Origin of the sequence: Pseudogemmobacter bohemicus (assembly GCF_003290025.1) — a bacterium.
Taxonomy (GTDB): Bacteria; Pseudomonadota; Alphaproteobacteria; order Rhodobacterales; family Rhodobacteraceae; genus Pseudogemmobacter; species Pseudogemmobacter bohemicus.
Window position 1 is genome coordinate 176,615 of the sequence record NZ_QNHG01000003.1, and the last position, 21,197, is coordinate 197,811.

Here is a 21,197-nt window from a genome sequence, read left to right on the forward strand (position 1 = left end):
CCTCAGTTTGCCAGCACGCCGGCCAGCTGGCGACGGACCACCTGACGGGCGGCGATCACCGGCGCGGCATTGAGTTCGGGGAACAGCACGAGGATCTCATCGCGCGCCGTCCGCTCCAGCCCTTTCAAAGAATGATCCCCGGGATGGAAGCTTTCGCTCGGGCTGCCTTCGGCCAGAACGATTTCATGGCCCTCGAACAGGAAATGCACATAGGTCACATCGTCATCCGCAGTGGATTGGCGGATCGTGTCGCCATTCACCAGCGAGATTGCCGGCACCAGTACTTCGGATTCGGCGAACCAGAGTTCGGCTTTCCAGCCCGAAACCAGCATCCGGTGCTGCGGCGAGACCATCAGCCGGCGCTCTGGCAGGCCCTTGCCCAGCGAGCCAGGCTCAAAGATGACCGGGCGCAGGTTTTCATCGACGATCTGGTCCTCCATCGGGACGCGGCGCGACCCGGCCCAGATGACCGGCAAAGCCTCGCCCTCGATATTGCATACGAGGTCGCCGGGGCGCAGATCTTCAACCGGGCGCTGCCCGTCGGGGGTGGTAATCAGCGTGCCGGCGACAAAGCAGACCAGCAGCGAGATATCGTCAACAAGGCCGCCCAGCGAGTTGTCGGGGCCCAGTTCGGTGAAGCGGATCGTGTAATCGCCGATGGCAGGGAAGTCGATGGGGAAGGTATAGGTCTGCCAGGTCGTGGTCACCGGGTGAATGTCGCGGGAGAAGAGGGCATTGCCTGAATTATCTAGGATCTCGACGCGGTAGCCTTCGCTGGTGCTGCCGGCGACCCCGCTGCGCAGCGCGCCGCGAAAGCTCAGCGGGAATTCACCGACACGGTCGATATGGAAGGTCTGCTCCATGACCGTGGTATAGCCGGTCCGACCATCAAGCTCGGCGAGGTGGTTGTTCGAGCCGTTCCCCAGATAGGCGTTCTCGGTGTAGCTGGTTTCAAGGTCGGTGCCGCTCCAGCCGCTGCTGCCCTGGTCGAAGCCTCCATTAACAATGACATTGGTTACCGGCACAACAGGACCCTTCCGATGCTTACCTGCCGAAATTGCCTAAGAACTGCGGTAACAATATGGATGAGTTGTGACGAAACCGTGCCGGCGGTCCAGAGGCTGCCGAAAGGGGGTCAGGGGGCTGACCGGATCCGGGCCTGGAGCGGGGTCAGGCCGCGAGACCTCTGGACCCCATGTCGAGGAATTTCTGCCGGCGGTCTTTGCGCAGAGCGGCGGGTTTCTTCTCGGTCAGCTCGGCCAGCATGGCGGCAATCGCCTTGCCCACCGCATCGACCGCCTCGCCAGGCGCGCGCTGCGCCCCGCCGACCGGCTCTTTGATGATGCGGTCGACAATGCCGAGTTTCTGCAAATCCTGCGCGGTCAGGCGCAGCGCCTCGGCAGCCTCGCGCATCTTCTCGGCATCCTTCCACAGGATCGAAGCGCAGCCCTCGGGCGAGATCACCGAATAGACCGAATGCTCAAGCATCGCGACGCGATTCGCGGTGGCGAAAGCCACAGCGCCACCCGAGCCACCCTCGCCGATGATCACCGAGATCAGCGGCACGCCCAGCGAAAGACATTTCTCGGTCGAACGGGCAATGGCTTCGGACTGGCCACGTTCTTCCGCGCCCTTGCCCGGATAAGCGCCGGGCGTGTCGACCAGGGTGACCACCGGCAGGCTGAAGCGGTCGGCCAGATCCATCAGGCGGATCGCCTTGCGGTAGCCCTCGGGGCGGGCCATGCCGAAATTATGCTCGATCCGGGTTTTGGTATCATGGCCCTTTTCATGGCCGATCACCACCACCGGACGGTCGTTGAACCGCGCGATGCCGCCCATGACCGCATGGTCATCGGCAAAGGCGCGGTCGCCGGCCAGCGGCGTGTATTCGGTGAAAAGCGCGTCGATATAGCTCTTGCAATGCGGCCGGTCCGGGTGCCGCGCGACCTGACATTTCTGCCAGGCGCTGAGATTCTTGTAGAGGTCGCGCAGCGCGGTTTCGGCCTTGCGGTCAAGCGCCTCGGCCTCGCGAGTGACATCCATCGCGGAATCCTTGCGGGCAAGCGCCCGCAATTCCTCGGCTTTGCCTTCGATCTCGGCCAGGGGCTTTTCGAAATCGAGATAGATCATGCGCAGGACCCTTGTTTTGATCGACTCCTATATGGAGGGGTCAGGCGCAAAGTGCAACTGAGGCTACGACGTGTCGGCGCTGAAGAGGGGGCCAGCCCCCTCGGCCCTGGCGGGCCTCACCCCCGGGATATTTAGAGACAGATGAATTCAGCGAGGACAGTGCCGATTTCATCTGTCTCTAAATATCCCCGCCGGAGGCTTCCGAAATCAAACAGAGGCGGGGCATTTTAAATGGCAACACCCCGCAGCTTTCGCCACGGGGTGCGCTTCCTCCCGATTGCCGCGCAGGGCCTCCTCTCCCTGTGGTCGCGGCGCGGGTGTTCTTTCAGCTTCGCCTCAAAGACGGGCCAGGTTGTACGGATGTTGCACATTGTAAAAGCAGTGTGTCAACGGATTCTCTTCACTTTCCGGCAATGATCTCAGCCTGGCGGACGATCACCTCGGCCTGGCGCATCGAGGCGATGTCGATCAGGCGGCCCTTCCAGGTGGCGGCGCCCTGGCCGGCGGCTTTGGCGGCCTCCATCGCCGCGAGGATCTCACGGGCCTCGGTCACAGCCGTTTCCGACGGCGTGAAGACCTCATTGGCCAGAGCCACCTGTTTCGGATGGATCGCCCATTTCCCGACCATCCCCAGCGTGGCCGAGCGCAGCGCCTGGGCGCGGAAGCCCTCATCGTCCGAGAAGTCGCCGAAGGGGCCATCGACCGGCAGCACGCCATGGGTGCGGCAGGCGGCCACAATCGCCGCCTGGGCCCAGTGCCAGGGATCGGACCAGTATTTCTGGCCCTCGCGATGCATATAATAGTTGTCCTGGGTGCCGCCGATGCCGGTGGTCGCCATCCCCATCGAGGCCGCGAAATCGGCGGCGCCGAGGCTCATCGCCTGCAGGCGCGGCGAGGAGGCCGCGATTTCCCCGACATGGGCGATGCCGGCGGCGGTCTCGATGATGACCTCGAAGCTGATCGGTCTCGGGCGGCCCTTCGCGCGCTCAATGGCCGTTACCAGGGCATCCACCGCATAGACATCGGCCGCGCAACCGACTTTCGGGATCATGATCTGGTCGAGCCGGTTGCCGGCCTGTTCCAGCAGCTCGACCACATCGCGATACCAGTAAGGCGTATCCAGCCCGTTGATCCGCACGGAAAGCGTCTTCTTGCCCCAGTCGATCGTGTTCACTGCCTGAATGATAGTCTGCCGCGCCTGGTCCTTGTCCTGGGGCGCCACTGAATCTTCCAGATCGAGGTTGATCACATCCGCCGCGCTGGCCGCCATTTTCTCGAACAAAGCGGGGCGCGAGCCGGGGCCGAAGAGCTGGCAGCGATTGGGGCGGGCAGGGGGGCTGGGCTGGAGGCGAAAGCTCATGGGCGCATCCTTTTGGCAATCATATTTCGATATGGTTGCTGATTTGGTTAGATTGTTGCTTTTGTGCTTGCAAGGTAAATTTGCACATGCAGAAAGGAGATGCCGCAGGGCAGCGGCGTTTTCGCTTGCCCCCGGCGCAAGGGCGCGGGAAATCCTGATCGCGATGAGGAGGCCGCCATGATCACCGTCACCACCGAGACTTTCCGCCTGGCCGAGGTTTTCACCATCAGCCGGGGCTCGAAAACCGAGGCGCGGGTGGTTGCCGTGCGGATCAGCCGGGGGGGCGCGACGGGCATCGGCGAATGCGTGCCCTATGCGCGCTATGGCGAGAGCCTTGAATCGGTGATGGCGCAGATTGCTGCACTGCCGCAGGGGATTGGCCGGGCGGCGTTGCAGCAGGCGCTGCCGCCGGGCGCGGCCCGCAATGCTGTCGATTGCGCCCTTTGGGATCTGGAAGCCAAGGCCTCGGGCCGCCGGGTCTGGGATCTGGCGGGGCTACCGGCGCCCGGGCCGGTCACCACCGCCTTCACCCTGTCGCTGGCGGAGCCGGCGGCGATGGAGGCGGCGGCGCGGGCGCAAGCAGACCGGCCGGTGCTGAAAATCAAACTCGGCACGCCCGATGACATGCCCCGGCTGGAGGCCGTCAGGCGCGGCGCGCCGAAAGCAAAGCTGATCATCGACGCCAATGAGGGCTGGAGCGCCGATATCTACCAGGACCTCGCGCCGCGCCTTGTGGAAATGGGCGTGGTGCTGGTCGAGCAGCCGCTGCCGGCGGGCCAGGATGAGGTGCTGGCCGATATGGCCCGCCCGCTGCCGGTCTGCGCCGATGAAAGCTGCCATGACCGCCACAGCCTGCCCTTGCTGCAACCCCGCTATGACGTGATCAATATCAAGCTCGACAAGACCGGCGGGCTGACCGAGGCGCTTGCCCTGCGCGAAGAGGCTGCAAAACAGGGCTTTGGCGTGATGGTCGGCTGCATGGTTGGCTCGTCGCTTGCGATGGCGCCGGCGGTGCTGCTGGCGCAAGGCGCCGCGCATGTTGATCTTGACGGGCCGCTTTTGCTGGCAGAAGACCGGCCTCACCCGCTGCATTACACCCTCTCGCAGCTTCATCCGCCCGAACGCCAACTCTGGGGATAGTCCTATGACCCGCACCGTCTATGTGAATGGCCAATACCTGCCCGAAACCGAGGCCACGGTTTCCATCTTTGACCGCGGCTTCCTGATGGCGGACGGGGTCTATGAGGTGACCTCGGTGCTGGGCGGCAAGCTGATTGACTTCGCGGGCCATATCGCGCGGCTGCAACGCTCGCTCGATGAGCTGGAGATGGACAATCCGCTCAGCGCTGAGGACTGGCTGGCCGTGCATCGCGAGCTGGTTCTGGTGAACAATATCGCCGAGGGGATGGTTTACCTGCAGGTGACGCGCGGCAACCCGGGCGACCGTGATTTCGCCTGGGGCCCGGGTGTCACGCCGACCGTCGTACTCTTCACCCAGTCGAAACCGGGGCTTGCCGCCAATCCGCAGGCGGAAACCGGGCTGAAGGTGATCTCGATCCCCGACATCCGCTGGGGGCGGCGCGATATCAAGACGGTGCAGCTTTTGTACCCGTCAATGGGCAAGATGATGGCGAAGAAGGCCGGTGTCGATGACGCCTGGTTCACCGAGGACGGCCATGTGACCGAGGGCACCTCGAACAACGCCTATATCGTCAAAGGCAACCGGATCATCACCCGGCCGCTGTCTTCCGACATCCTGCATGGGATCACCCGCGCGGCGGTGCTGCGTTTCGCCAAAGAGGCGCAATTCGAGATCGAAGAGCGGCTTTTTACCGTCGAAGAGGCCAAAGCGGCGGATGAGGCGTTCATCACCTCGGCCTCGGCCTTTGTGATGCCGGTGGTCGAGCTGGACGGTGCCGCAATCGGCTCCGGCAAGCCGGGCAAGGTTGCAGCCCGGATGCGCGAGATCTACCTCGATGAGATGAACAAGGCCGCGATCTGATCCGGCGGAGATGAAAAAGGGCCGCCCCGGGATGGGGCGGCCCTTTCGCCTGACGGATCGTTCCGGAGGTCGGATCCTTTGGAGTCGGGCTGTCAGTTCACCGAGATCAGCGGCTCCCCGGTCGTTGCCATCGCCGGGGCCGGATCCGGAACCGGCGCTTCGTGGCGCGTTACCATGAAATCATCACTGTTCACATCGCCGGGCGCGATGTTTTCCAGCAGCACCTCGTCGAACCCGTTCACGGTCACGATGGTTCCGGTGCCCGACTCGCTGGCCCGCAGCGTGACTTCCGGCAGTTCCGGCCCTTCCAGCACATGGATATGCAACCTGTCATCGGTCGGGTTGTAATCGGTGACGGTCATCAGATCGGTGCTGACGCCACGATGGTCGAGCTCGAAAATATCCTCTCCGGCGCCGCCGGTCAGCGTGTCGCCGCCATCTGCGGTCAGCCGGTCATTGCCATCGCCGCCGAACAGCGTGTCATTGCCGGCATAGCGGATATCGGTGTCGACCGAGCGCAGATAATCATTGCCGACGCCGCCATACATGACGTCCTCGCCGCCCCAGGAGCGCAGCGCATCATTGCCGGCATCGCCATAAAGCGTGTCATTGCCGACACCGCTATGGATGATGTCGCGACCGGCACCGCCACGAACCAGCAATTCACCGCGCCCGCCCGAGCCGTCGAACACGTCATTGCCATCGCCGAGGAAAACCTCGTCATCGCCGTCATTGCCAAAGTGACTGACGGTATCATTGCCATCGCCGCCGAAGATCCTGTCGTCATCGAGGCCACCGGCAATCCAGTCATTGCCATCGCCACCCATGATCAGATCTTCGCCGTTACCGCCCTGGATCGTATCATTGCCGGCGCCGCCGTCGATCGTGTCATAACCGCTGAGGCCGCTGATGGAATCATCTCCTTCATTGCCCAGGATCTGTTCGCGCCCGTCGGTTCCGGTCAATGTGTCGTCGCCGTCAGTGCCATTGATGGTCTGGTTCGAGGGCTGTTCGGTGTTGTCGTCATCGTCATCATCGTTATTCGCGACGATCAGCCCGCCAATCAAAAGTACGGGAAGAAGAAACAGCAATTCCATGGCAACAGCCCCACTGCCCAAAGGATGACTTAATCCCTGAAGCGATGCTGTCTGCGCGAACCTGAGTCAAGCATATCAGCTAACGGTTGATTAACTGTTCCCAAACAGGAAACAGAATGTGGAACGGTCGGGGATTGTTCTGCCGCGATGCTGGCCTGGATCAGCTTTTATCGGGAACATTCTGCGCGAAGGCCTCGCGGAAAGCGGCCTGTTTCTCCGGCCCGGCCGCGCGTTGATTCGCGGCGACCCAGTCGGCATAGGGCATCCCGTAAACCACTTGGCGCGCTGCATCTTTTGTCAGGGTGATGCCTTTTTCGGCTGCGGCCTCCTGATACCAGCGGCTCAGGCAGTTGCGGCAAAAACCGGCAAGGGTCATCAGGTCGATATTCTGCACATCGGGCCTGGCCTCCTGCAGATGATGCATCAGCGCACGGAAGGTGGCGGCCTCCAGCTCGATCCGGGTCTGATCGTCGATTGTCGCCTGTTCGGATACGGGGCGGGATGCGGGGTCAGACATGGCTTGCCTCCTTCAGGGCGCGGGTCAGAACGGGCGCGAGCCGCTGCGCCCAGGCCTCTTGCTGTGCAGGTGTTTCGATCAGGTCGTTGCGCAACTCGATCAGGGTATTGTGGCGGCCCTGTTCAAGGGCGTGGCGGTCGATGGAATCGCCGGGGAGATGGCCGGAATAGGGCTCGTTATCGCCGATGCAGAGATCGGCCTCACGGGCCAGCTCTGCCAGCAGCGCGCGGGAAAGCCGGCTGTCGAGATGGGAATGCAGTACGCCGACATGCCAGGGCCGGGGCGGGCGACCCCGCAGACAGGGGGTGAAGGAATGGATCGCGAGGATGGCGCGCGGCCCGGAAAGCGCCCCGGACCCGGAAGGGGAGGGCGTCGCCGCAAGCTGCTCCAGCGCGGCATGATAGGGGCGGTAAAGGCGGTCGAGCCGCTCGGCGATCCCTTCGGCGCCGATGCGGCGATTGGCCGGGATGACCGAGCCGTCATAAAGCCGCATCACCAGGGTGGGATCATCCTCGCCCCGGTTAGGGTCGATCACGAGGCGCGAGAAATCCGAGGAAATCACCGCGCTGTCCAGCGCCACGCCCAAAGCGCGCGACAGGCCAAGCGCGCCGGGATCATAAGCGATATGGCGCTCCATATCGGTGTCGGGAAGGCCGAGACTGCCGCCCGCAACCCAGTCGGGCACCCGGTTGGTCGCATGGTCGCAGGTCACCAGCCAGGGGCCTCTGCGGTCCTCGCCCTCGATCCGGAACGCCTCATGTTGCATTTCGCTGCCGGCCCCGCCTGTTGCCCTGCCTGATATTTCATCGGGGTATCCTATCCGCGCGCGCCGGTCGAGCGGGATGGCCCTGAAACGCAGCACCGTCACAAATCGTTCTGTTGCGGGCGCTAACAGTTTAAGCCATAACGCGGTTGGCCCACATCGTAACGCGAAATTCGAGACAGGAGGATGGCATATGCGCCGTCACCGTAACGTGAAGGTTGTGGCAACGCTGGGGCCTGCTTCCAGCACCTATGACATGATCTGCCAGCTTTTTACCGCCGGGGCCGATGTGTTCCGCCTGAATATGAGCCATGGCACCCATGACGACATCCGTGAGCGTCACACCATAATCCGCCAGGTCGAACATGATCTGGGTCGCCCGATCGGCATCCTCGCCGATTTGCAGGGGCCGAAGCTGCGGGTCGGTGTCTTTGCACAGGATGGCGGGCATGACCTCGCCGATGGCGCAAAGTTCCGGCTGGATCTGGACAAGGCGCCGGGCGATGCGACCCGCGTGCAGCTGCCGCATCCCGAGATTTTCGCAGCGCTGGAGCCAGGTGCCTCGCTTCTGGTCAATGACGGCAAGATCCGCCTGAAAGTGCTGGAATGCGGCAAGGATTTCGCGGATTGCGTGGTTGAGGTCGGCGGCGTCATCTCGAACCGCAAGGGCGTGAACGTGCCGGATGTGGTGCTGCCACTGGCGGCCTTGTCCGAGAAAGACCGCAAGGATCTGGAATTCGTCTGCGAACTGGGCGTTGACTGGCTGGCACTGTCTTTCGTGCAGCGCGCCGAGGATGTGCTTGAGGCGCGTGGCCTTGCCAAAGGCCGCGCCGCGATCCTTTCCAAGATCGAGAAACCGGCGGCGGTGAAGGCCTATGAGGAGATCCTTGCGGTTTCTGACGGGATCATGGTGGCGCGGGGCGATCTTGGGGTTGAACTGCCGGTCCATTCGGTGCCGCCGATCCAGAAGCGTCTTGTGCGCAAGGCCCGCGCGGCCGCCAAGCCGGTGATCGTCGCGACCCAGATGCTGGAATCGATGATCGAGAACCCGATGCCGACCCGTGCCGAGGTCTCGGATGTCGCGACCGCGATCTATGAGGGCGCCGATGCGGTGATGCTTTCGGCAGAATCTGCCGCTGGCAGATTCCCGATCGAGGCCGTCACCACGATGGACAATGTCGCGAAATCGGTCGAGGCCGATCCGACCTATCTTTCGATCATCGACGCCAGCCGCGTCGTCAAGCGCGAGACGGTGGCCGATGGCATCGTCGCTGCCGCCCGCGAAATCGCCGAGGCGACCGATATCAAGGCGATCACCTGTTTCAGCCAGTCAGGCCAGACCGTTGGTCTTGTGGCGCGTGAACGCCCGCATGTGCCGGTGATCGCGCTGACGCCGCTGGTCTCGACCGCGCGCCGTCTTGCGCTGACATGGGGCGTCCATTGCGTGATCGTGCCCGAGCAGGAGCGCTTCAAAGGCGCGGTGCTTTCCGCGATCCGCGCCGCGCGGTCAGCCGGGTTCGCCGAAGAGAAGGATCAGATCGTGGTCACGGCGGGCGTGCCGTTCAACGTGCCCGGCTCGACCAATATCCTTCGGGTTGCGCCCTGTGATGAAAGATTGATTTCGCGGGTCGATCCCGGCTAACCTGAGCCCTGCGAAGGGTTTTCAGGGTGGGGGCAGCGTGGATCCGGATCTGTTGCTTACGGTGGGAATCGTGACCGCGATCCTCACCATTCCGACCATGCTCGCCGGCTGGGTCGACGGCAGGGCACCACGGTTAGGAACGCTTCTGGTGATCCTGTCGGCGGCGCTGCTGATCGTGGCCTTCACCCAGAAGCCGGGCGGCTATGATGTCAGCGATATCCCCTCGATCATGCTGGCGGTCGTTGCGCGCTATATGCCCTGACCGCCCGGGGCAGGGTCAGAATTCGGGGCCAGGATTAGGGCAGGGCAGCGGGCGGATTAGCCCTTGCCCCTTTACACGGAACCCCCTATAGGGACGGCTTCGACAAGAACCGCGAGACCGGCGAAAGTGGCATGCCGCGTCGCGCGTGAAAACACTGGAGTGTAAAATGCCCAAAATGAAGACGAAATCCGCTGCCAAAAAGCGGTTCTCCTTCACCGCCTCGGGGCGCGTGAAGGCCGGTGTGGCCGGTAAGCGCCACGGCATGATCAAGCGTTCGACGACCTTCATCCGTCAGGCGACCGGGACCATGATCCTGGACGATTCGGATGCGAAGATCGTCAAGAAATACATGCCCTATAACCGGTAAGGAGAGACACAGATGTCCCGCGTTAAATCCGGTAAGGTGACCCACGCCCGCCACCGCAAGGTGATCAAGGCGGCTTCGGGCTACTATGCCGCCCGTTCCACGAATTTCCGCACCGCGACGCAAGCCGTCGACAAGGCGCAGCAATACGCGACCCGCGACCGCAAGGTCCGCAAGCGGCAGTTCCGTGCTCTGTGGATCCAGCGTATCAACGCTGCGGTTCGCCTGTTCGATCCGGCCTTCACCTATTCGCGCCTGATCGACGGCCTGGCGAAAGCCGGGATCGAAGTGGACCGCAAAGTCCTCGCCGATCTCGCCGTGCATGAGCCCGAGGCGTTCAACGCCATCGCCGACAAGGCCCGCGCCGCTCTGGCCGCCTGAGGCCCAGACGATACAGCTTTGAAAAGCCCCGCCCCCGGCGGGGCTTTTTCATTTGCACCTGTGTGGCGGGCGGTTGTTATGCGGGATGGGATGGACATTCAGCGGTGTTTTTCCGGATTGAACATCCCCCTGTTTCGGAGAGGCCGTTTTCGCTCCCTTTTGGGCAAGGCGGCGATGATTGGGACAGGCGCTTTCACTGACGCCTTCAGGCGCGATGCGGGCGTACAGATCACCGGGCGGAGCTATCCTGTCGGCGCGGCTTCTGACCGGCTCGGGGTGAGCGGGTGCTCGCTTTATGCCTCGACGCGCAGATTCGCGAAAGTGGCAGTGGGAGACAGGGAGAAGGATCCCGGGATCCCTCGGCTGAAGCCCGCGCTGGTCCGGCTGTCGGAGGAGTGTGGCATCCTGAATCGGGGAGGATGAGAAAACAGTCCGGGCTATGCGAAGGATCAGCATGTGATCCCGGGGGAAAACGCCCTGCGATTGTGTTTTTTCGACGAAGGGCCACCGCCTGTTGGGCCACCGCATAATTCGCCCGGGCGGCGACATGAGGGGTTCAGGGGCCATGCTGACGCTCTGCCTGGCGCCATTGTGGCGCCATTGGCTCAACCGCAATGGCGACGGCGTTCGGGGTCGGGCGGGGGCAGTTTTCCATCCCTGCGATATGTCGGTGCCTGCGCCTCCGGTCGGGCGGGTTCTGTGCCCGGCGACAGGCTCCGATGCCTGCGCGCGCCCGGGGAGACAGGCGCCAGCCTGCGCTGCTGCACAAGGCCCGGGCCGGGAGCGGAAAGGTCTGCGGCTATCGCAAGCGTCCTGGTGGCCTGACTGACCAGGGCGAGAGCCTTGCCCCAACCGGAGTGCCCGGCTGGCACAGTTTGCGGGGATCGGGGCCCAGACCGGCGACAGGCGCCGGCCCGGGAGCTGTGGCGGCAGGCCCCGGCCGGTGTCGATATCGGGCCGGAAAACGCCACGGGTTCAGGAGAGCCAGAGAGGCCGCGACCGGCAGTGCGACGGCGATGCGCCAGGCAGGGTCGGGCTCTGGACATCCCCCGGACGCGCCCGGGAGGCAAGGCTTTGCCTGCCTTGCGCCTCGCCATGGGTGCCCGAACCCGTGGCGCAATCATGGCCCGGGCATCGCCCTCCGGTCCCGGCGCGGGACCGGCTGGTCTGTGCAAAGCCTGCAGGTCACGGATGTCGCTTTGCACGCCCTGCTCATGGCCGTCTGGCGGCGCAAATCGGGGGAAAGGGGCTGATTCACCCGGATCAGGGCAGCCGGATCGACCCGCATGGATCGGGCGCCATTGCCGCGCACCCAGAATCCTGAGCACGCGATGAGCTGCCGCGGCACCTGTCCTGACAAAGCTCGCAGGCTCTCCCGGCCCTATGGCGTTCCCCTGCCCGATCATGCCCCTGCTCAACCGAGAACGGATCAGGTGCGAACAGATCAGGCGCGGACCCTGCCGGACCCGCGAAAAAGCAAGGCAAGACGTATTTGCTGACATCAAGATGTTCTGCACCCCCAGGCGCAGGCAAGCATGCGAGGAACGGGCGCCAGGGCTTAAACGCCAGCACAGGATAAAACGCGGCGGGGCGGAGAAACCCGGCGCCGGTCAGTCCACGAGACACAGATCCTGAGCGCGCAATGCAAGGACCCATTAAAACACGAAACGACCACACAGCGCCCCGGGCTATCGCCCACCGGCCCCGGAAACCATCGCCCCGATGGATCAAGGCTGGCCAGGCACGCACTGCCAACCCGGAGTACGCGCATCGGGCGGATCACGTCGTGAGATGAGAGAGGTAAGCTTCTGCCCTCAATCAGCCCGATCCTGCTGACAGGTCAGGTGAAACCGATGACCGTCCGCGATGGGTTCTTCGTGCGATCTTGCAACCGATTCCCGCTCGCGGCCTCGACCGGGCCAGCTCTGGCCGCTTTGCGGGATACGCTGTCATGCAGCCCTCAGGCAGCCCATGATGAAGTCCGCACGCGCTTCGACCGTGACCTTTGGCAATTCGACGAGCTGATAGCCGAACCGCGAATAGGTTTCGGCCATGACCCTTCCGGTCGCTTTGGCTTCATCCCGGTCCTGCTTACGTTCGGCATCCTGCCCGAAGATGGCCTCCCAATACGGGGCAATAAAAACGGTCTTGTTGTAACGAAATGTCTTCGCCGCAGTTTCGACATGCGCGGGCACAGGGAGGCCGCACAGGGCCAGATAGCCAACAATATCGGCGACCCCTCTGTCCATGAAAACGGGGCCATCCGAGATCGAAGCCTCATGCCATGACCGCAGTTCCCACCCCAGCATGAGTTCCGCAAACATCGCCCGGTCTGCCCAGGGCAAAGCCGTTCCTCCGATCCGAACCTGATCGCGAATTATGGCCCGGCCAGCCTCGGGCATGGAAACAAATCCCCTGCGGCGCAAGGTGTCTGTCAGGGTGCTTTTGCCGGAACCGGGGCCACCGGTCACGACGAACATATGCTCACACATGTGCCGTCCTTGCGATTGCGTAGGGGGGAACGCGTCAATGACCAGCTTCCCCTGAAAGGCTGGTCATATTGCGACCACCGCAGGCCAGCGCTGTCCGCGATGGGCAGGTAATGGCGCAAAAGCGACAAGCTTGCATCCCCCGGACCTTCCCGGTAACCCCTGAACGGAAATTCAGCCGTATTCTCAGCCGGGGGCCCCGATGGATCTGACCGAAATCCGTGGCAAATATATCGGAGCCGTGGCCGGTGCCGCTGATGAGACCGCGCTGGAAGAGGTGCGGCTGGCGGCCCTTGGCAAGAAGGGTGAGATTTCCGCGCTGATGGCGGGTCTGGGCAAGATGGATCCGGAGGCGCGCAAAGCCGCCGGTGTCCATCTGAACGAGCTGAAGACCGAGATCGACACCGCCCTTCGCGCCCGCAAGACCGCGCTTTCCGATGCGGCACTGGATGAGCGGCTGAAATCCGAATGGCTTGACGTGACGCTGCCGGGGCGCCCGCGCCGTCAGGGCACGATCCATCCGGTTTCCCAGGTGATGGATGAGCTGACCGCGATCTTCGCCGATATGGGGTTCTCGGTGGCCGAAGGCCCGCAGGTCGAAAGCGACTGGTATAATTTCGACGCGCTGAACATCCCACCGGAACACCCCGCGCGCCAGGAGCATGACACCTTCTTCATGCACAGGGCGACAGGCGACAACCGCCCGCCGCATGTGCTGCGCACCCATACCAGCCCCGTGCAGATCCGGGCCGCGCTGGACCAGGGCGCGCCGATCCGCGTCATCGCCCCGGGCCGCGTCTACCGCATGGATATGGACCAGACCCATACGCCGATGTTCCACCAGGTCGAGGGCATGGCGATTGACCGCGACATCTCGATGGCCAATCTGAAATGGGTGCTGGAGGAATTCTGCCGCGCCTTTTTCGAGGTCGACAAGGTGGAACTGCGGTTCCGCGCCTCGCATTTCCCCTTCACCGAACCTTCGGCCGAGGTCGATATCCGCTATTCCAATGTCGGCGGCCAGCTCCGCATCGGCGAGGGCGACAAATGGATGGAGATCCTCGGCTCCGGCATGATGCACCCGAAAGTGCTGAAAGCCGGCGGCATTGATCCCGATAAATGGCAGGGCTTCGCCTTCGGCATGGGGATCGACCGCATCGCCATGCTGAAATACGGCATCCCCGACCTGCGCGCCTTCTTTGAATCCGACCTGCGCTGGCTGAAACATTATGGCTTCGGCGCACTGGATCTGCCGACACTGCCGGGCGGGCTCAGCCGGTGAGCCCTCCGCAGGCGATCAGCCTGCGCGACAAGCTCGCGCTGTTCGAGGACCGCTGGTCGCCGAAAATCATCGGCGATTTCAACGGCCATGACGTGATGCTGGTGAAGATCAAAGGCGCGTTCACCTGGCATTCCCATCCCGATACCGATGATTTCTTCCTCGTGCTTGATGGTCAGGTGACGATTCAGCTCAGGGATGGCAACGTCACCCTGAACCCGGGCGAGCTTTATATCGTCCCGAAAGGTGTCGGGCATTGCCCGATGGCAGCGGAAGAGGCCTCGATCCTGCTGATCGAACCCGCAGGCACTCCGAATACCGGTGACGCGGCGACGGCAGCCCGCAAAGACCGGATCTGACTACTGCACCGCTGCACAATTAAGAGGCTGTGCAAAACTGCCCCCCAGCAGCACCGCCCGCATATCCTCGAAGGAAAGCGCCAGGCGGAAGGTCTCAGCCGAGGCCTGATCGCTCCAGGTCATGTCATGGCCCACCACCATTAGCCCGCTCTCATCGCGCTGCCATTCTGAAGGCCCCTCCCAGCAGCCGCTATAGGCGCAGACACGCAGCTCGCCATCGGTGAAACTTACCGCCATTGGCGTGAAGGCGTCAGAGGCCGAACACTCCCCATCGCTGCATTGCACTTCAAGTCCGGCATTGCTGCAGGAATAGCGCGCCGTTTTCGCCTGTGCCGCCACCGCCACCGGCACCAGGACCAGCAAGCAAACCACCCCCCGCAGCATCGACCTGACCATCGCGCCTGTCCTCTCCTCTTCCTCTTGATGCAAATACTCTGCGGGGGTGCGGGGGTGCAAAACCCCCGCTGCCGCCCTCAGCCGATCCGCGCCGCCGCCCGCCCGGCCCATCGCCCGGTCGCAAAACAACCCGTCAGCAGATAGCCGCCGGTCGGCGCCTCCCAGTCCAGCATTTCGCCACAGGCAAAGATGCCGGGCAAGGGTCTCAGTTCCAGATCCGGCGTCAAAGCCTCGCGCCGGATACCGCCCGCGACCGAGATCGCCTCGTCCAGCGGGCGCGGGCCGTCATGGCGGATCACCAGCCGCCTGAGCCGCGCCAGCGGCTCCGGGCGGCCGAATTCCATCGCCAGCGCTGCCTGGACCGGGGAAAGCCCCAGCTTGCGCAACCGGTTCGCAAGGCTCTCGCCGGGTCGCATCCGCGCCAGCCTCGCGGCGATTTCCGCCTCGCTCAGCCCGGGCAGCAGGTCCAGCAGCAGCGCCGCCCCCTCACGCAGCGGGCGCGACAGCGGGTAGATCCCGCCGCCCTCCAGCCCGCGTCCCGAGATAACAAATTCCCCCCGGCTCTCCAGCCCGCCGGCCGACAGCCGCACGCCTTTGACCGGCTGGCCGAAATGGCGCGCCATATGGGGCGACCAGCTGAGCGAAAGCCCCATATTGGCCGGCTGCCAGGGCGCGATCCCGACACCGCGCGCGGAAAGCCAGGGCGTCCAGCCGCCATCCGATCCCAGCCGTGCCCAGCTGGCACCGCCAGCCGCCAGCACCGTCACCCGGGGCGTCAGCACCCGTGCCCCTTCGGGTGTTTCAAAAGACAGCCCGGACCCGGAAAACCCCGTCCAGCGCCAGCGGGTGCGCAAGGTGACCCCGTGCCCCGCCAGCCGCGCCAGCCATGCGCGCAAGAGCGGCGAGCCCTTCATCACCACCGGAAACACCCTCCCGGAAGAGCCGGTAAACACCTCCTGGCCAAGGCCGCGGGCGAAATCCTTCACCGTTTCCGGTCCGAATTCCACCAGCATCTGCGCCAGCCAGTCGGGGGGCGTGTAATGGGCGGCAAAAGTGGCTGCGGGCTCGTCCTTTGTCAGGTTCAGCCCGGATTTTCCCGCCATCAGGAATTTGCGCGCGGGGCTGGGTTTCGCCTCGCAGATCACCACGCGCCGCCCGGCCAGCGCCAGCTCCTCCGCCGCCATCAGCCCGGCGGGGCCTGCCCCGATCACCAGGGCATCGGGTTGATCCTGCATCGGGCCTGTCCCTGCGCTGTGCCGCTGTCACTCTTGCCCGCGAAAACGCCGGGGAGCAAGAAGGGCCGGGGAAGAAGGAGCGGGGAAGAAGGGTCTCTCAGCCCGCCAGCGGAATCCGCGCCACCTGATCGGGCGCATCCGGGGTGCCGGTCTCGCCCTGTTTCACCGTGACATAAAGGACCCCACCCTGACCATCCAGTGCGAGGCTGTTCGGGTGGCCCTGCAATGCGATCCGGTCTTTCAGCGCATAGCTCTCGCCCTCGAACAGGCTGACCGAGCCACTGCTGCGATCGGTGACGCAGATCAGCTGCCGCCCCGCATCGTAAAGCACCGCCAGCGGGCCGGTGCCGGTCGGGAGCCGGGTGATTTCCTCCCCCGTTGCGGCCTCCAGGACCAGAAGCTGATTGCCCGGCCCTTTGCGCTGATAGCCCGGCCGGTGCCGCGCCCAGAGCGTTTCAAAGAAGTCATGCCCCTGATCGGTCGCGAAAAGCCGGCCGCCCTGATGATCCAGCGCGAGGTTCATCAGCTGATCCCCCGCCGTGGCCCGGGTCGCGGTGATCTGCGGGCCACCAGTCTGTGGGCCCTGCGTTGCGACCGTGAACAGCTGCCCCTCGGCATTCGAGATAAAAAGCCGCCCCCGCGCCGGATCGGTCGCGATGCCGGTGGCGACAAAGCCGAAACCGGAGAGGCGGGTCTGCACCTCAAGGCTTGTGGTGTCGATCACGCAAAGCACGCTGTCTTCCATCGAATGGCAGGGCGCGTAAAGCAGCCCTGCCGCCGGATCGACGGCCAGTTCGCGGCAATGGAAGGGGAAGCCCTCGCGCCCATTGGCATCGACGCGCTTCTCAGTAAGCCGCACCTGGCCCAGCACCCGGCAGCGGCTGGTATCGGCGACGGTGATCGTCGCTTCGGTGGCGTCGCTGATGTAAAGCCGGTCCGCCGCATCATCCAGCACAAGGCCGAAGCCCCGCCCGGGCAGCGCGATCTCATCCAGCATGTCAAGCGTTTCGGGGTCGAGCTTCAGGATCCGCGCCGGATCCGCCGCCTCTCCCCGCCCGCCGGCCGAGGCCACAAACACCGCCCGCTGACGGGGCGAATAAACGATCTCGTAAATGCCTTGCGCGACAGGTTTTTGCAGCATTGGACCAGTTCCTTCGTCGGGAAGCGACAGCCGGGGTTTCGCAGCCCCGGGCGGCCATGGCAAGAGACCGCCCGGGCTTGCGCTCACTCATAGCCCTTGCGGATATCGCTGATGATGATCTCAAGCGGTGTGATGCTGGCGGCGGTGGTGTACCAGGCCTCGGGATCGACGAAGATCACCTTGCCTGCCTTCCAGGCGGCGGTCTCGCGCAAGAGCGGGTTTTCAATCGTGGCCGCATCCAGCACCGGGCGGCGTTCCATCACGGCGGTGCGGTCGATCACATAGATGATGTCGGGATTGACGGCCTGGATGAACTCGCTGGTGACAGGCTGGCCATGCAGCCCGGTCTCTGAGGCCTCATTCGCGGCTTTGACGCCAAAGGCATCAAAGACAAAGCCATAGCGTGAATGCAGCCCAAAGGCAGAAAAGCCGCCATTATTGTGCAAAACCAACAAGGCCCGTTCGGGTCGCGCTTCGGTCAGCGCGCGCAGTCCGGTGATCTTTGCCTCCAGCCCTGCAATTTCCGCCTGGGCCACGTCTTCCTTGCCGAAGATCCGGGCGAGGGTCAGGAAATGCTCTTTCACCACCCTGATATGGCCGGAGCTGCTGTCGCGGTAGTCGACATCGTAATGGATCACCGGGGCAAAGCTGCTCATCTCGGCGTAATATTCGGCCTGAAGCGAGGTCATCAGGATCAGGTCGGGCTGCAGCGCATAAACCTTTTCGACATTGGGCTTCACGATCATGCCCACATCCGCCACCGCTGGATCATCGCGGTATTTAGCCAGGAAATGCGGCACGAAATCCCTGGCGGTGCCGATGACCGGCACGCCCAGCCGGTCAAGGAAGTCGAGCTCGTTCATATCCAGCGCCACCACCCGTTCGGGCCGCTTTTCGATCACGGTGGTGCCAAGCGCATGCTCCACCGTGACCGGCGTTTCGGCGATGGCCGGAGGGGTAATGAAACAGGTGGCTGCCAGCAGGATGAGCCAGCGGCCAAGGGGGGTGGAACGGGTCATCCCGCTTCTCCTTTCGGGGTGAAATAGTCGCAGATCCGCCCGTTCGGGCGGGGCAGAATCCGGAAATCCAGACCGTAGAGGTCTTGCAGATTGGCCTCGGTAACGACCTGATCCACGCTGCCCGAGGAATGCAGGCGACCGTGTTTCAGCGCGAGGATGTGATCGGCGCTGTTGGCGGCGAAATTGATGTCATGGATCACGGTGATCACGGTCCGGCCCTGATCCTCGCACAGGGCGCGGAGCGCGCGCATGATCCCGGCCGCATGGTGGATGTCGAGATTGTTCAGCGGCTCGTCCAGCAAAAGACAGGGCGTGGTCTGGGCGATTGTCATGGCGAGAAAGGCCATCTGGCGCTGGCCGCCGCTCAGCTCGTCGATCAGCGCGCGCCGCAAGGGGCCAAGCGAGAGGAAGCCGATCGCCTCGTCAATCGCGCGGCGATCGGCGGCGTCGGGCCGGCTGCGGCTATAGGGAAAGCGGCCAAAGGCGACCAGGTCCTCGACCGTCAGCCGCAGATCGATGGCAGGGGACTGGCGCAGGGTGGCGACCTGGCGGGCAAAATCGCCTGGCGGGATCGCGGTGATGTCCTGGCCGCCAAGGGTGATCCGCCCGCCCGAGGGGGCGGCAAGCCGCGCCATCAGCATCAGCAGCGTGGATTTTCCCGCCCCGTTCGGGCCGATGATCGCGCTCAGCGTGCCGGCGGGGAAGGCGGTGCTCAGCCCGGACAGGACGCTGCGGGGGCCATGGTGGCGGGAAAGGTCGGTGACGGTGATCATGGCGGGGTCCGGTTCATGCAAAACTGCGGCGGCGCAATATCAGCGCCAGGAACCAGGCGCCGCAGATCAGGTTGACGAGGATGCCGGCGGTGGTGCGGTGGTCAAAGATCTGGCCCGCGATCAGCTCGGCCAGCAGGAGCAGCCCCACCGCCACCGCCGCGCCCAGCGGCAGGGTCAGGCGATGTCCTGGACCCGGCGCGATGGCGCGGGCGATATTGGCGACAAAGATGCCCATAAAGGCGGTGGGGCCGATCAGGCTGGCCGAAATCGCCACCAGCACCGCCACCAGCGCCAGCAGCAGGCGCAGCTCGCGCGGGTGGTCGATGCCCAGCGAGATCGCCTGCTCCCGCCCGAGCGCCAGCACATCCAGCACCGGCACGCGGCGCCACAAAAGCCCGGTGACCAGCGCCAGCATCAGCCCCGAGGATATCAGGCGCAGCGGCTCGGCCCGGTCAAAGGAGACCTGGGCAAAGCCCTGGAAGATCGCGAACTCGCCGGGGCTGATGCGCAACTGGATGAACTGGGTGAAGGTGGTGATCACCATGGTCAGCACGATGCCCACCAGCATCAGGAACCAGACATCCCCCGCCGCCCGGCGAAACAGGGTCTGATCCAGCAGCAAAGACCAGGCCAGCATGGCCACCAGCGTGATCAGGATCGTGCCCTGGCCGCCGAGAAGGGCGAGGCTCCCGGTGCCAAGCGCCAGCACCAGCAGGGCCTGGGTCATCAGGCACACGGCCTCATATCCCATGACGGCGGGGGTCAGGATGCGGTTGCCGGCGAGGGTCTGGAAGGTGATCGAGGACAGCGCCACCGCGACGCCGCCGATCCCCATCGCGGCCAGTTTCATCAGCCGGCGCGGGATCACATAGCCGAAATCAAACCCCGACCCGGCCAGGACATAAAGCGCCGCCAGCAGCACAAGGCCCGCCGGCACCAGGATCAGAACGGCCAGCGGGTGCCGCCTGCCAGCGGCGGTTTCGGGGGGAAGGGGGCTCATCTTCCTCTCCGCAGGATCAGGATCAGAAAGATCAGCCCGCCGATGCCGCCCGCCGTCAGCCCGACCGGCACCTCATAGGGCCAGATCACCACCCGCCCGATCAGGTCGCAGGCCAGGAGCAGCGTGGCCCCCCCGACCGCCACCAGCGGCAGGGTGCGCGCCAGGTTGTCGCCATGGCGCAGCCGGATCAGATTGGGCACCACAAGGCCGATAAAGGGGATGGTTCCTGCGGCGATCACCGTTGCCGCCACCGTGGCAGAGACCAGCACCAGCCCAAGCGCCACCATGGCACCATAGCGCAGACCAAGGCTGGTCGCGGCCTCCTCTCCCATCCCGAGAATGGTAAAGCGATGGGCAAAGGCATAGGTGAGTGCGACGACGGGCAGGATCAGCCAGATGATCTCGTAATTGCCCTGCACGATCCGTGAGAAATCGCCCAGCATCCAGCCCTGCATGTCTTGCAGGATGTTATGCGACCAGGCGTAGAATTCGGCCAGCGCCCCCAGCACGGCGCCATAGATCAGTCCCGCCACCGGCACGAAAACCGTGTCGCGAAAGCGGATACGGCTGATGATCACGACAAACACAAGACCCGCCACCAGGCAAAACACCATCGCCAGTGCCATGCGGCTGACCTGGCCCAGCCCCGGCGCCAGCGTGATCGCCATAAGGATCCCCAGCTTTGCAGCCTCCAGCCCGCCGGTGGTGGCGGGTTCGACAAAGCGGTTCCTGAGGATCTGCTGCAAGATGATGCCGCAAACCGCCAGCCCGGCCCCGCAAAGCACCACCGCCGCCAGACGCGGCAACCGGCTGGCGGTCAGCGTAAGCCAGGCCTCCGGATTCAGCGCCCAAAGGCTGGCAAGGCTCATCCCGCTTACCCCGGTCAGGACCGAGGCAAGGCAGAGTGCGAGGAAGGTCAAAGGCAGCGCAAGACGCGTCATCAGATCAGGTCGGTGGCGGGGCGGATGAACGAGGCCCCCGCAGAGCC

22 protein-coding genes are annotated in these 21,197 nt (G+C 64.2%); 8 read left to right on the forward strand and 14 right to left on the reverse strand.

The genetic code is table 11. The features are described 5' to 3' along the window. Window positions 1–2: 2 nt before the first annotated feature. The 3 genes from DRF71_RS15625 to DRF71_RS15635 all read right to left on the reverse strand — a co-directional run bounded on the left by DRF71_RS15625 (window position 3) and on the right by DRF71_RS15635 (window position 3,490). Entirely contained in the window at window positions 3–1,025 is a 1,023-nt protein-coding gene (locus DRF71_RS15625; protein ID WP_112311495.1) for a Hint domain-containing protein, read from the reverse strand. A gap of 145 nt (window positions 1,026–1,170) precedes the next feature. Then, on the reverse strand, window positions 1,171–2,130 hold the full coding sequence (locus tag DRF71_RS15630; RefSeq protein WP_112311496.1) for an acetyl-CoA carboxylase carboxyltransferase subunit alpha: 960 nt from the start codon (window positions 2,128–2,130) through the stop codon (window positions 1,171–1,173). Between the two features lie 400 nt (window positions 2,131–2,530). Continuing rightward, window positions 2,531–3,490: an L-malyl-CoA/beta-methylmalyl-CoA lyase gene (locus tag DRF71_RS15635; protein ID WP_112311497.1), complete on the reverse strand. Its 960-nt coding sequence runs from the start codon at window positions 3,488–3,490 to the stop codon at window positions 2,531–2,533. A gap of 177 nt (window positions 3,491–3,667) precedes the next feature. Here DRF71_RS15635 and dgcA point away from each other — a divergent pair, with 177 nt between their 5' ends. Both dgcA and DRF71_RS15645 read left to right on the forward strand, forming a co-directional pair. After that, window positions 3,668–4,630 (forward strand): N-acetyl-D-Glu racemase DgcA, encoded by a 963-nt coding sequence (gene dgcA, locus DRF71_RS15640; protein WP_112312102.1) that lies wholly within the window; start codon window positions 3,668–3,670, stop codon window positions 4,628–4,630. A gap of 4 nt (window positions 4,631–4,634) precedes the next feature. Further along, on the forward strand, window positions 4,635–5,492 hold the full coding sequence (locus DRF71_RS15645) for a D-amino-acid transaminase (protein WP_112311498.1): 858 nt from the start codon (window positions 4,635–4,637) through the stop codon (window positions 5,490–5,492). 92 nt (window positions 5,493–5,584) lie between these two features. Here DRF71_RS15645 and DRF71_RS15650 read toward each other — a convergent pair whose 3' ends face one another. The 3 genes from DRF71_RS15650 to DRF71_RS15660 form a co-directional block, all read right to left on the reverse strand. Beyond that, on the reverse strand, window positions 5,585–6,589 hold the full coding sequence (locus DRF71_RS15650) for a calcium-binding protein (RefSeq protein ID WP_112311499.1): 1,005 nt from the start codon (window positions 6,587–6,589) through the stop codon (window positions 5,585–5,587). 160 nt (window positions 6,590–6,749) lie between these two features. Next, window positions 6,750–7,106, reverse strand: coding sequence for a DUF1244 domain-containing protein (locus DRF71_RS15655; protein ID WP_232831546.1), 357 nt, complete (start codon window positions 7,104–7,106; stop codon window positions 6,750–6,752). After that, window positions 7,099–7,872, reverse strand: a complete 774-nt coding sequence (locus DRF71_RS15660; RefSeq protein WP_112311500.1) for an N-formylglutamate amidohydrolase — start codon at window positions 7,870–7,872, stop codon at window positions 7,099–7,101. The genes DRF71_RS15655 and DRF71_RS15660 overlap by 8 nt, the downstream gene beginning before the upstream one ends. Window positions 7,873–8,062: 190 nt before the next feature. Between DRF71_RS15660 and pyk the strand changes: the two genes are divergently transcribed. The 4 genes from pyk (at window position 8,063) to rplT (ending at window position 10,518) form a co-directional block, all read left to right on the forward strand. Next, window positions 8,063–9,511 carry a pyruvate kinase gene (gene pyk, locus DRF71_RS15665; protein ID WP_112311501.1) on the forward strand — a complete coding sequence of 483 codons (1,449 nt, stop codon included), beginning with the start codon at window positions 8,063–8,065 and terminating at the stop codon, window positions 9,509–9,511. Between the two features lie 37 nt (window positions 9,512–9,548). Then, on the forward strand, window positions 9,549–9,773 hold the full coding sequence (locus DRF71_RS15670) for a hypothetical protein (RefSeq protein WP_112311502.1): 225 nt from the start codon (window positions 9,549–9,551) through the stop codon (window positions 9,771–9,773). A gap of 166 nt (window positions 9,774–9,939) precedes the next feature. Further along, window positions 9,940–10,140 (forward strand): 50S ribosomal protein L35, encoded by a 201-nt coding sequence (gene rpmI / locus DRF71_RS15675; protein WP_092899823.1) that lies wholly within the window; start codon window positions 9,940–9,942, stop codon window positions 10,138–10,140. Window positions 10,141–10,152: 12 nt separating this feature from the next. Continuing rightward, complete coding sequence (gene rplT, locus DRF71_RS15680) at window positions 10,153–10,518, forward strand: 50S ribosomal protein L20 (protein WP_112311503.1); 366 nt, start codon at window positions 10,153–10,155, stop codon at window positions 10,516–10,518. Between the two features lie 1,949 nt (window positions 10,519–12,467). Here the strand turns inward: rplT and DRF71_RS15690 are convergent. Next, window positions 12,468–13,010: an AAA family ATPase gene (locus DRF71_RS15690; RefSeq protein ID WP_198672238.1), complete on the reverse strand. Its 543-nt coding sequence runs from the start codon at window positions 13,008–13,010 to the stop codon at window positions 12,468–12,470. A 199-nt stretch (window positions 13,011–13,209) separates the two neighbouring features. On the opposite strand from DRF71_RS15690, the gene pheS reads away from it, so the two are divergent. Next, window positions 13,210–14,289: a phenylalanine--tRNA ligase subunit alpha gene (gene pheS, locus DRF71_RS15695; protein ID WP_408634541.1), complete on the forward strand. Its 1,080-nt coding sequence runs from the start codon at window positions 13,210–13,212 to the stop codon at window positions 14,287–14,289. After that, window positions 14,286–14,645 carry a cupin domain-containing protein gene (locus DRF71_RS15700; RefSeq protein ID WP_232831547.1) on the forward strand — a complete coding sequence of 120 codons (360 nt, stop codon included), beginning with the start codon at window positions 14,286–14,288 and terminating at the stop codon, window positions 14,643–14,645. Before pheS ends, DRF71_RS15700 begins: the two co-directional genes overlap by 4 nt. Here DRF71_RS15700 and DRF71_RS15705 read toward each other — a convergent pair whose 3' ends face one another. From DRF71_RS15705 to DRF71_RS15735, 7 genes are all read right to left on the reverse strand, one after another. Then, window positions 14,646–15,041 carry a hypothetical protein gene (locus DRF71_RS15705; RefSeq protein ID WP_157971114.1) on the reverse strand — a complete coding sequence of 132 codons (396 nt, stop codon included), beginning with the start codon at window positions 15,039–15,041 and terminating at the stop codon, window positions 14,646–14,648. It abuts the gene before it with no gap. A 77-nt stretch (window positions 15,042–15,118) separates the two neighbouring features. Next, window positions 15,119–16,276: a TIGR03862 family flavoprotein gene (locus DRF71_RS15710; RefSeq protein ID WP_112311506.1), complete on the reverse strand. Its 1,158-nt coding sequence runs from the start codon at window positions 16,274–16,276 to the stop codon at window positions 15,119–15,121. A gap of 97 nt (window positions 16,277–16,373) precedes the next feature. After that, entirely contained in the window at window positions 16,374–17,417 is a 1,044-nt protein-coding gene (locus DRF71_RS15715; RefSeq protein WP_112311507.1) for a YncE family protein, read from the reverse strand. A gap of 83 nt (window positions 17,418–17,500) precedes the next feature. After that, window positions 17,501–18,436, reverse strand: a complete 936-nt coding sequence (locus DRF71_RS15720) for a siderophore ABC transporter substrate-binding protein (protein ID WP_112311508.1) — start codon at window positions 18,434–18,436, stop codon at window positions 17,501–17,503. Further along, window positions 18,433–19,209 (reverse strand): iron ABC transporter ATP-binding protein, encoded by a 777-nt coding sequence (locus tag DRF71_RS15725; RefSeq protein ID WP_112311509.1) that lies wholly within the window; start codon window positions 19,207–19,209, stop codon window positions 18,433–18,435. Before DRF71_RS15725 ends, DRF71_RS15720 begins: the two co-directional genes overlap by 4 nt. Before the next feature lie 13 nt (window positions 19,210–19,222). Continuing rightward, entirely contained in the window at window positions 19,223–20,209 is a 987-nt protein-coding gene (locus DRF71_RS15730) for an iron chelate uptake ABC transporter family permease subunit (protein ID WP_112311510.1), read from the reverse strand. Beyond that, window positions 20,206–21,150, reverse strand: coding sequence for an ABC transporter permease (locus tag DRF71_RS15735; RefSeq protein ID WP_112311511.1), 945 nt, complete (start codon window positions 21,148–21,150; stop codon window positions 20,206–20,208). Before DRF71_RS15735 ends, DRF71_RS15730 begins: the two co-directional genes overlap by 4 nt. Window positions 21,151–21,197 lie beyond the last annotated feature (47 nt).

What these genes read in the sequence shown, in the direction of transcription:
- rplT (WP_112311503.1), top strand. Translation starts at nt 10,153, where the DNA reads ATGTCCCGCGTTAAATCCGGTAAGGTGACCCACGCCCGCCACCGCAAG.
- DRF71_RS15650 (WP_112311499.1), bottom strand. Translation starts at nt 6,589, where the DNA reads ATGGAATTGCTGTTTCTTCTTCCCGTACTTTTGATTGGCGGGCTGATC.
- pheS (WP_408634541.1), top strand. Translation starts at nt 13,210, where the DNA reads ATGGATCTGACCGAAATCCGTGGCAAATATATCGGAGCCGTGGCCGGT.
- DRF71_RS15645 (WP_112311498.1), top strand. Translation starts at nt 4,635, where the DNA reads ATGACCCGCACCGTCTATGTGAATGGCCAATACCTGCCCGAAACCGAG.
- DRF71_RS15660 (WP_112311500.1), bottom strand. Translation starts at nt 7,872, where the DNA reads ATGCAACATGAGGCGTTCCGGATCGAGGGCGAGGACCGCAGAGGCCCC.
- DRF71_RS15655 (WP_232831546.1), bottom strand. Translation starts at nt 7,106, where the DNA reads ATGTCTGACCCCGCATCCCGCCCCGTATCCGAACAGGCGACAATCGAC.
- DRF71_RS15715 (WP_112311507.1), bottom strand. Translation starts at nt 17,417, where the DNA reads ATGCTGCAAAAACCTGTCGCGCAAGGCATTTACGAGATCGTTTATTCG.
- DRF71_RS15705 (WP_157971114.1), bottom strand. Translation starts at nt 15,041, where the DNA reads ATGGTCAGGTCGATGCTGCGGGGGGTGGTTTGCTTGCTGGTCCTGGTG.
- dgcA (WP_112312102.1), top strand. Translation starts at nt 3,668, where the DNA reads ATGATCACCGTCACCACCGAGACTTTCCGCCTGGCCGAGGTTTTCACC.
- DRF71_RS15725 (WP_112311509.1), bottom strand. Translation starts at nt 19,209, where the DNA reads ATGATCACCGTCACCGACCTTTCCCGCCACCATGGCCCCCGCAGCGTC.
- DRF71_RS15720 (WP_112311508.1), bottom strand. Translation starts at nt 18,436, where the DNA reads ATGACCCGTTCCACCCCCCTTGGCCGCTGGCTCATCCTGCTGGCAGCC.
- DRF71_RS15730 (WP_112311510.1), bottom strand. Translation starts at nt 20,209, where the DNA reads ATGAGCCCCCTTCCCCCCGAAACCGCCGCTGGCAGGCGGCACCCGCTG.
- DRF71_RS15735 (WP_112311511.1), bottom strand. Translation starts at nt 21,150, where the DNA reads ATGACGCGTCTTGCGCTGCCTTTGACCTTCCTCGCACTCTGCCTTGCC.
- DRF71_RS15635 (WP_112311497.1), bottom strand. Translation starts at nt 3,490, where the DNA reads ATGAGCTTTCGCCTCCAGCCCAGCCCCCCTGCCCGCCCCAATCGCTGC.
- rpmI (WP_092899823.1), top strand. Translation starts at nt 9,940, where the DNA reads ATGCCCAAAATGAAGACGAAATCCGCTGCCAAAAAGCGGTTCTCCTTC.
- DRF71_RS15690 (WP_198672238.1), bottom strand. Translation starts at nt 13,010, where the DNA reads ATGTGTGAGCATATGTTCGTCGTGACCGGTGGCCCCGGTTCCGGCAAA.
- pyk (WP_112311501.1), top strand. Translation starts at nt 8,063, where the DNA reads ATGCGCCGTCACCGTAACGTGAAGGTTGTGGCAACGCTGGGGCCTGCT.
- DRF71_RS15710 (WP_112311506.1), bottom strand. Translation starts at nt 16,276, where the DNA reads ATGCAGGATCAACCCGATGCCCTGGTGATCGGGGCAGGCCCCGCCGGG.
- DRF71_RS15630 (WP_112311496.1), bottom strand. Translation starts at nt 2,130, where the DNA reads ATGATCTATCTCGATTTCGAAAAGCCCCTGGCCGAGATCGAAGGCAAA.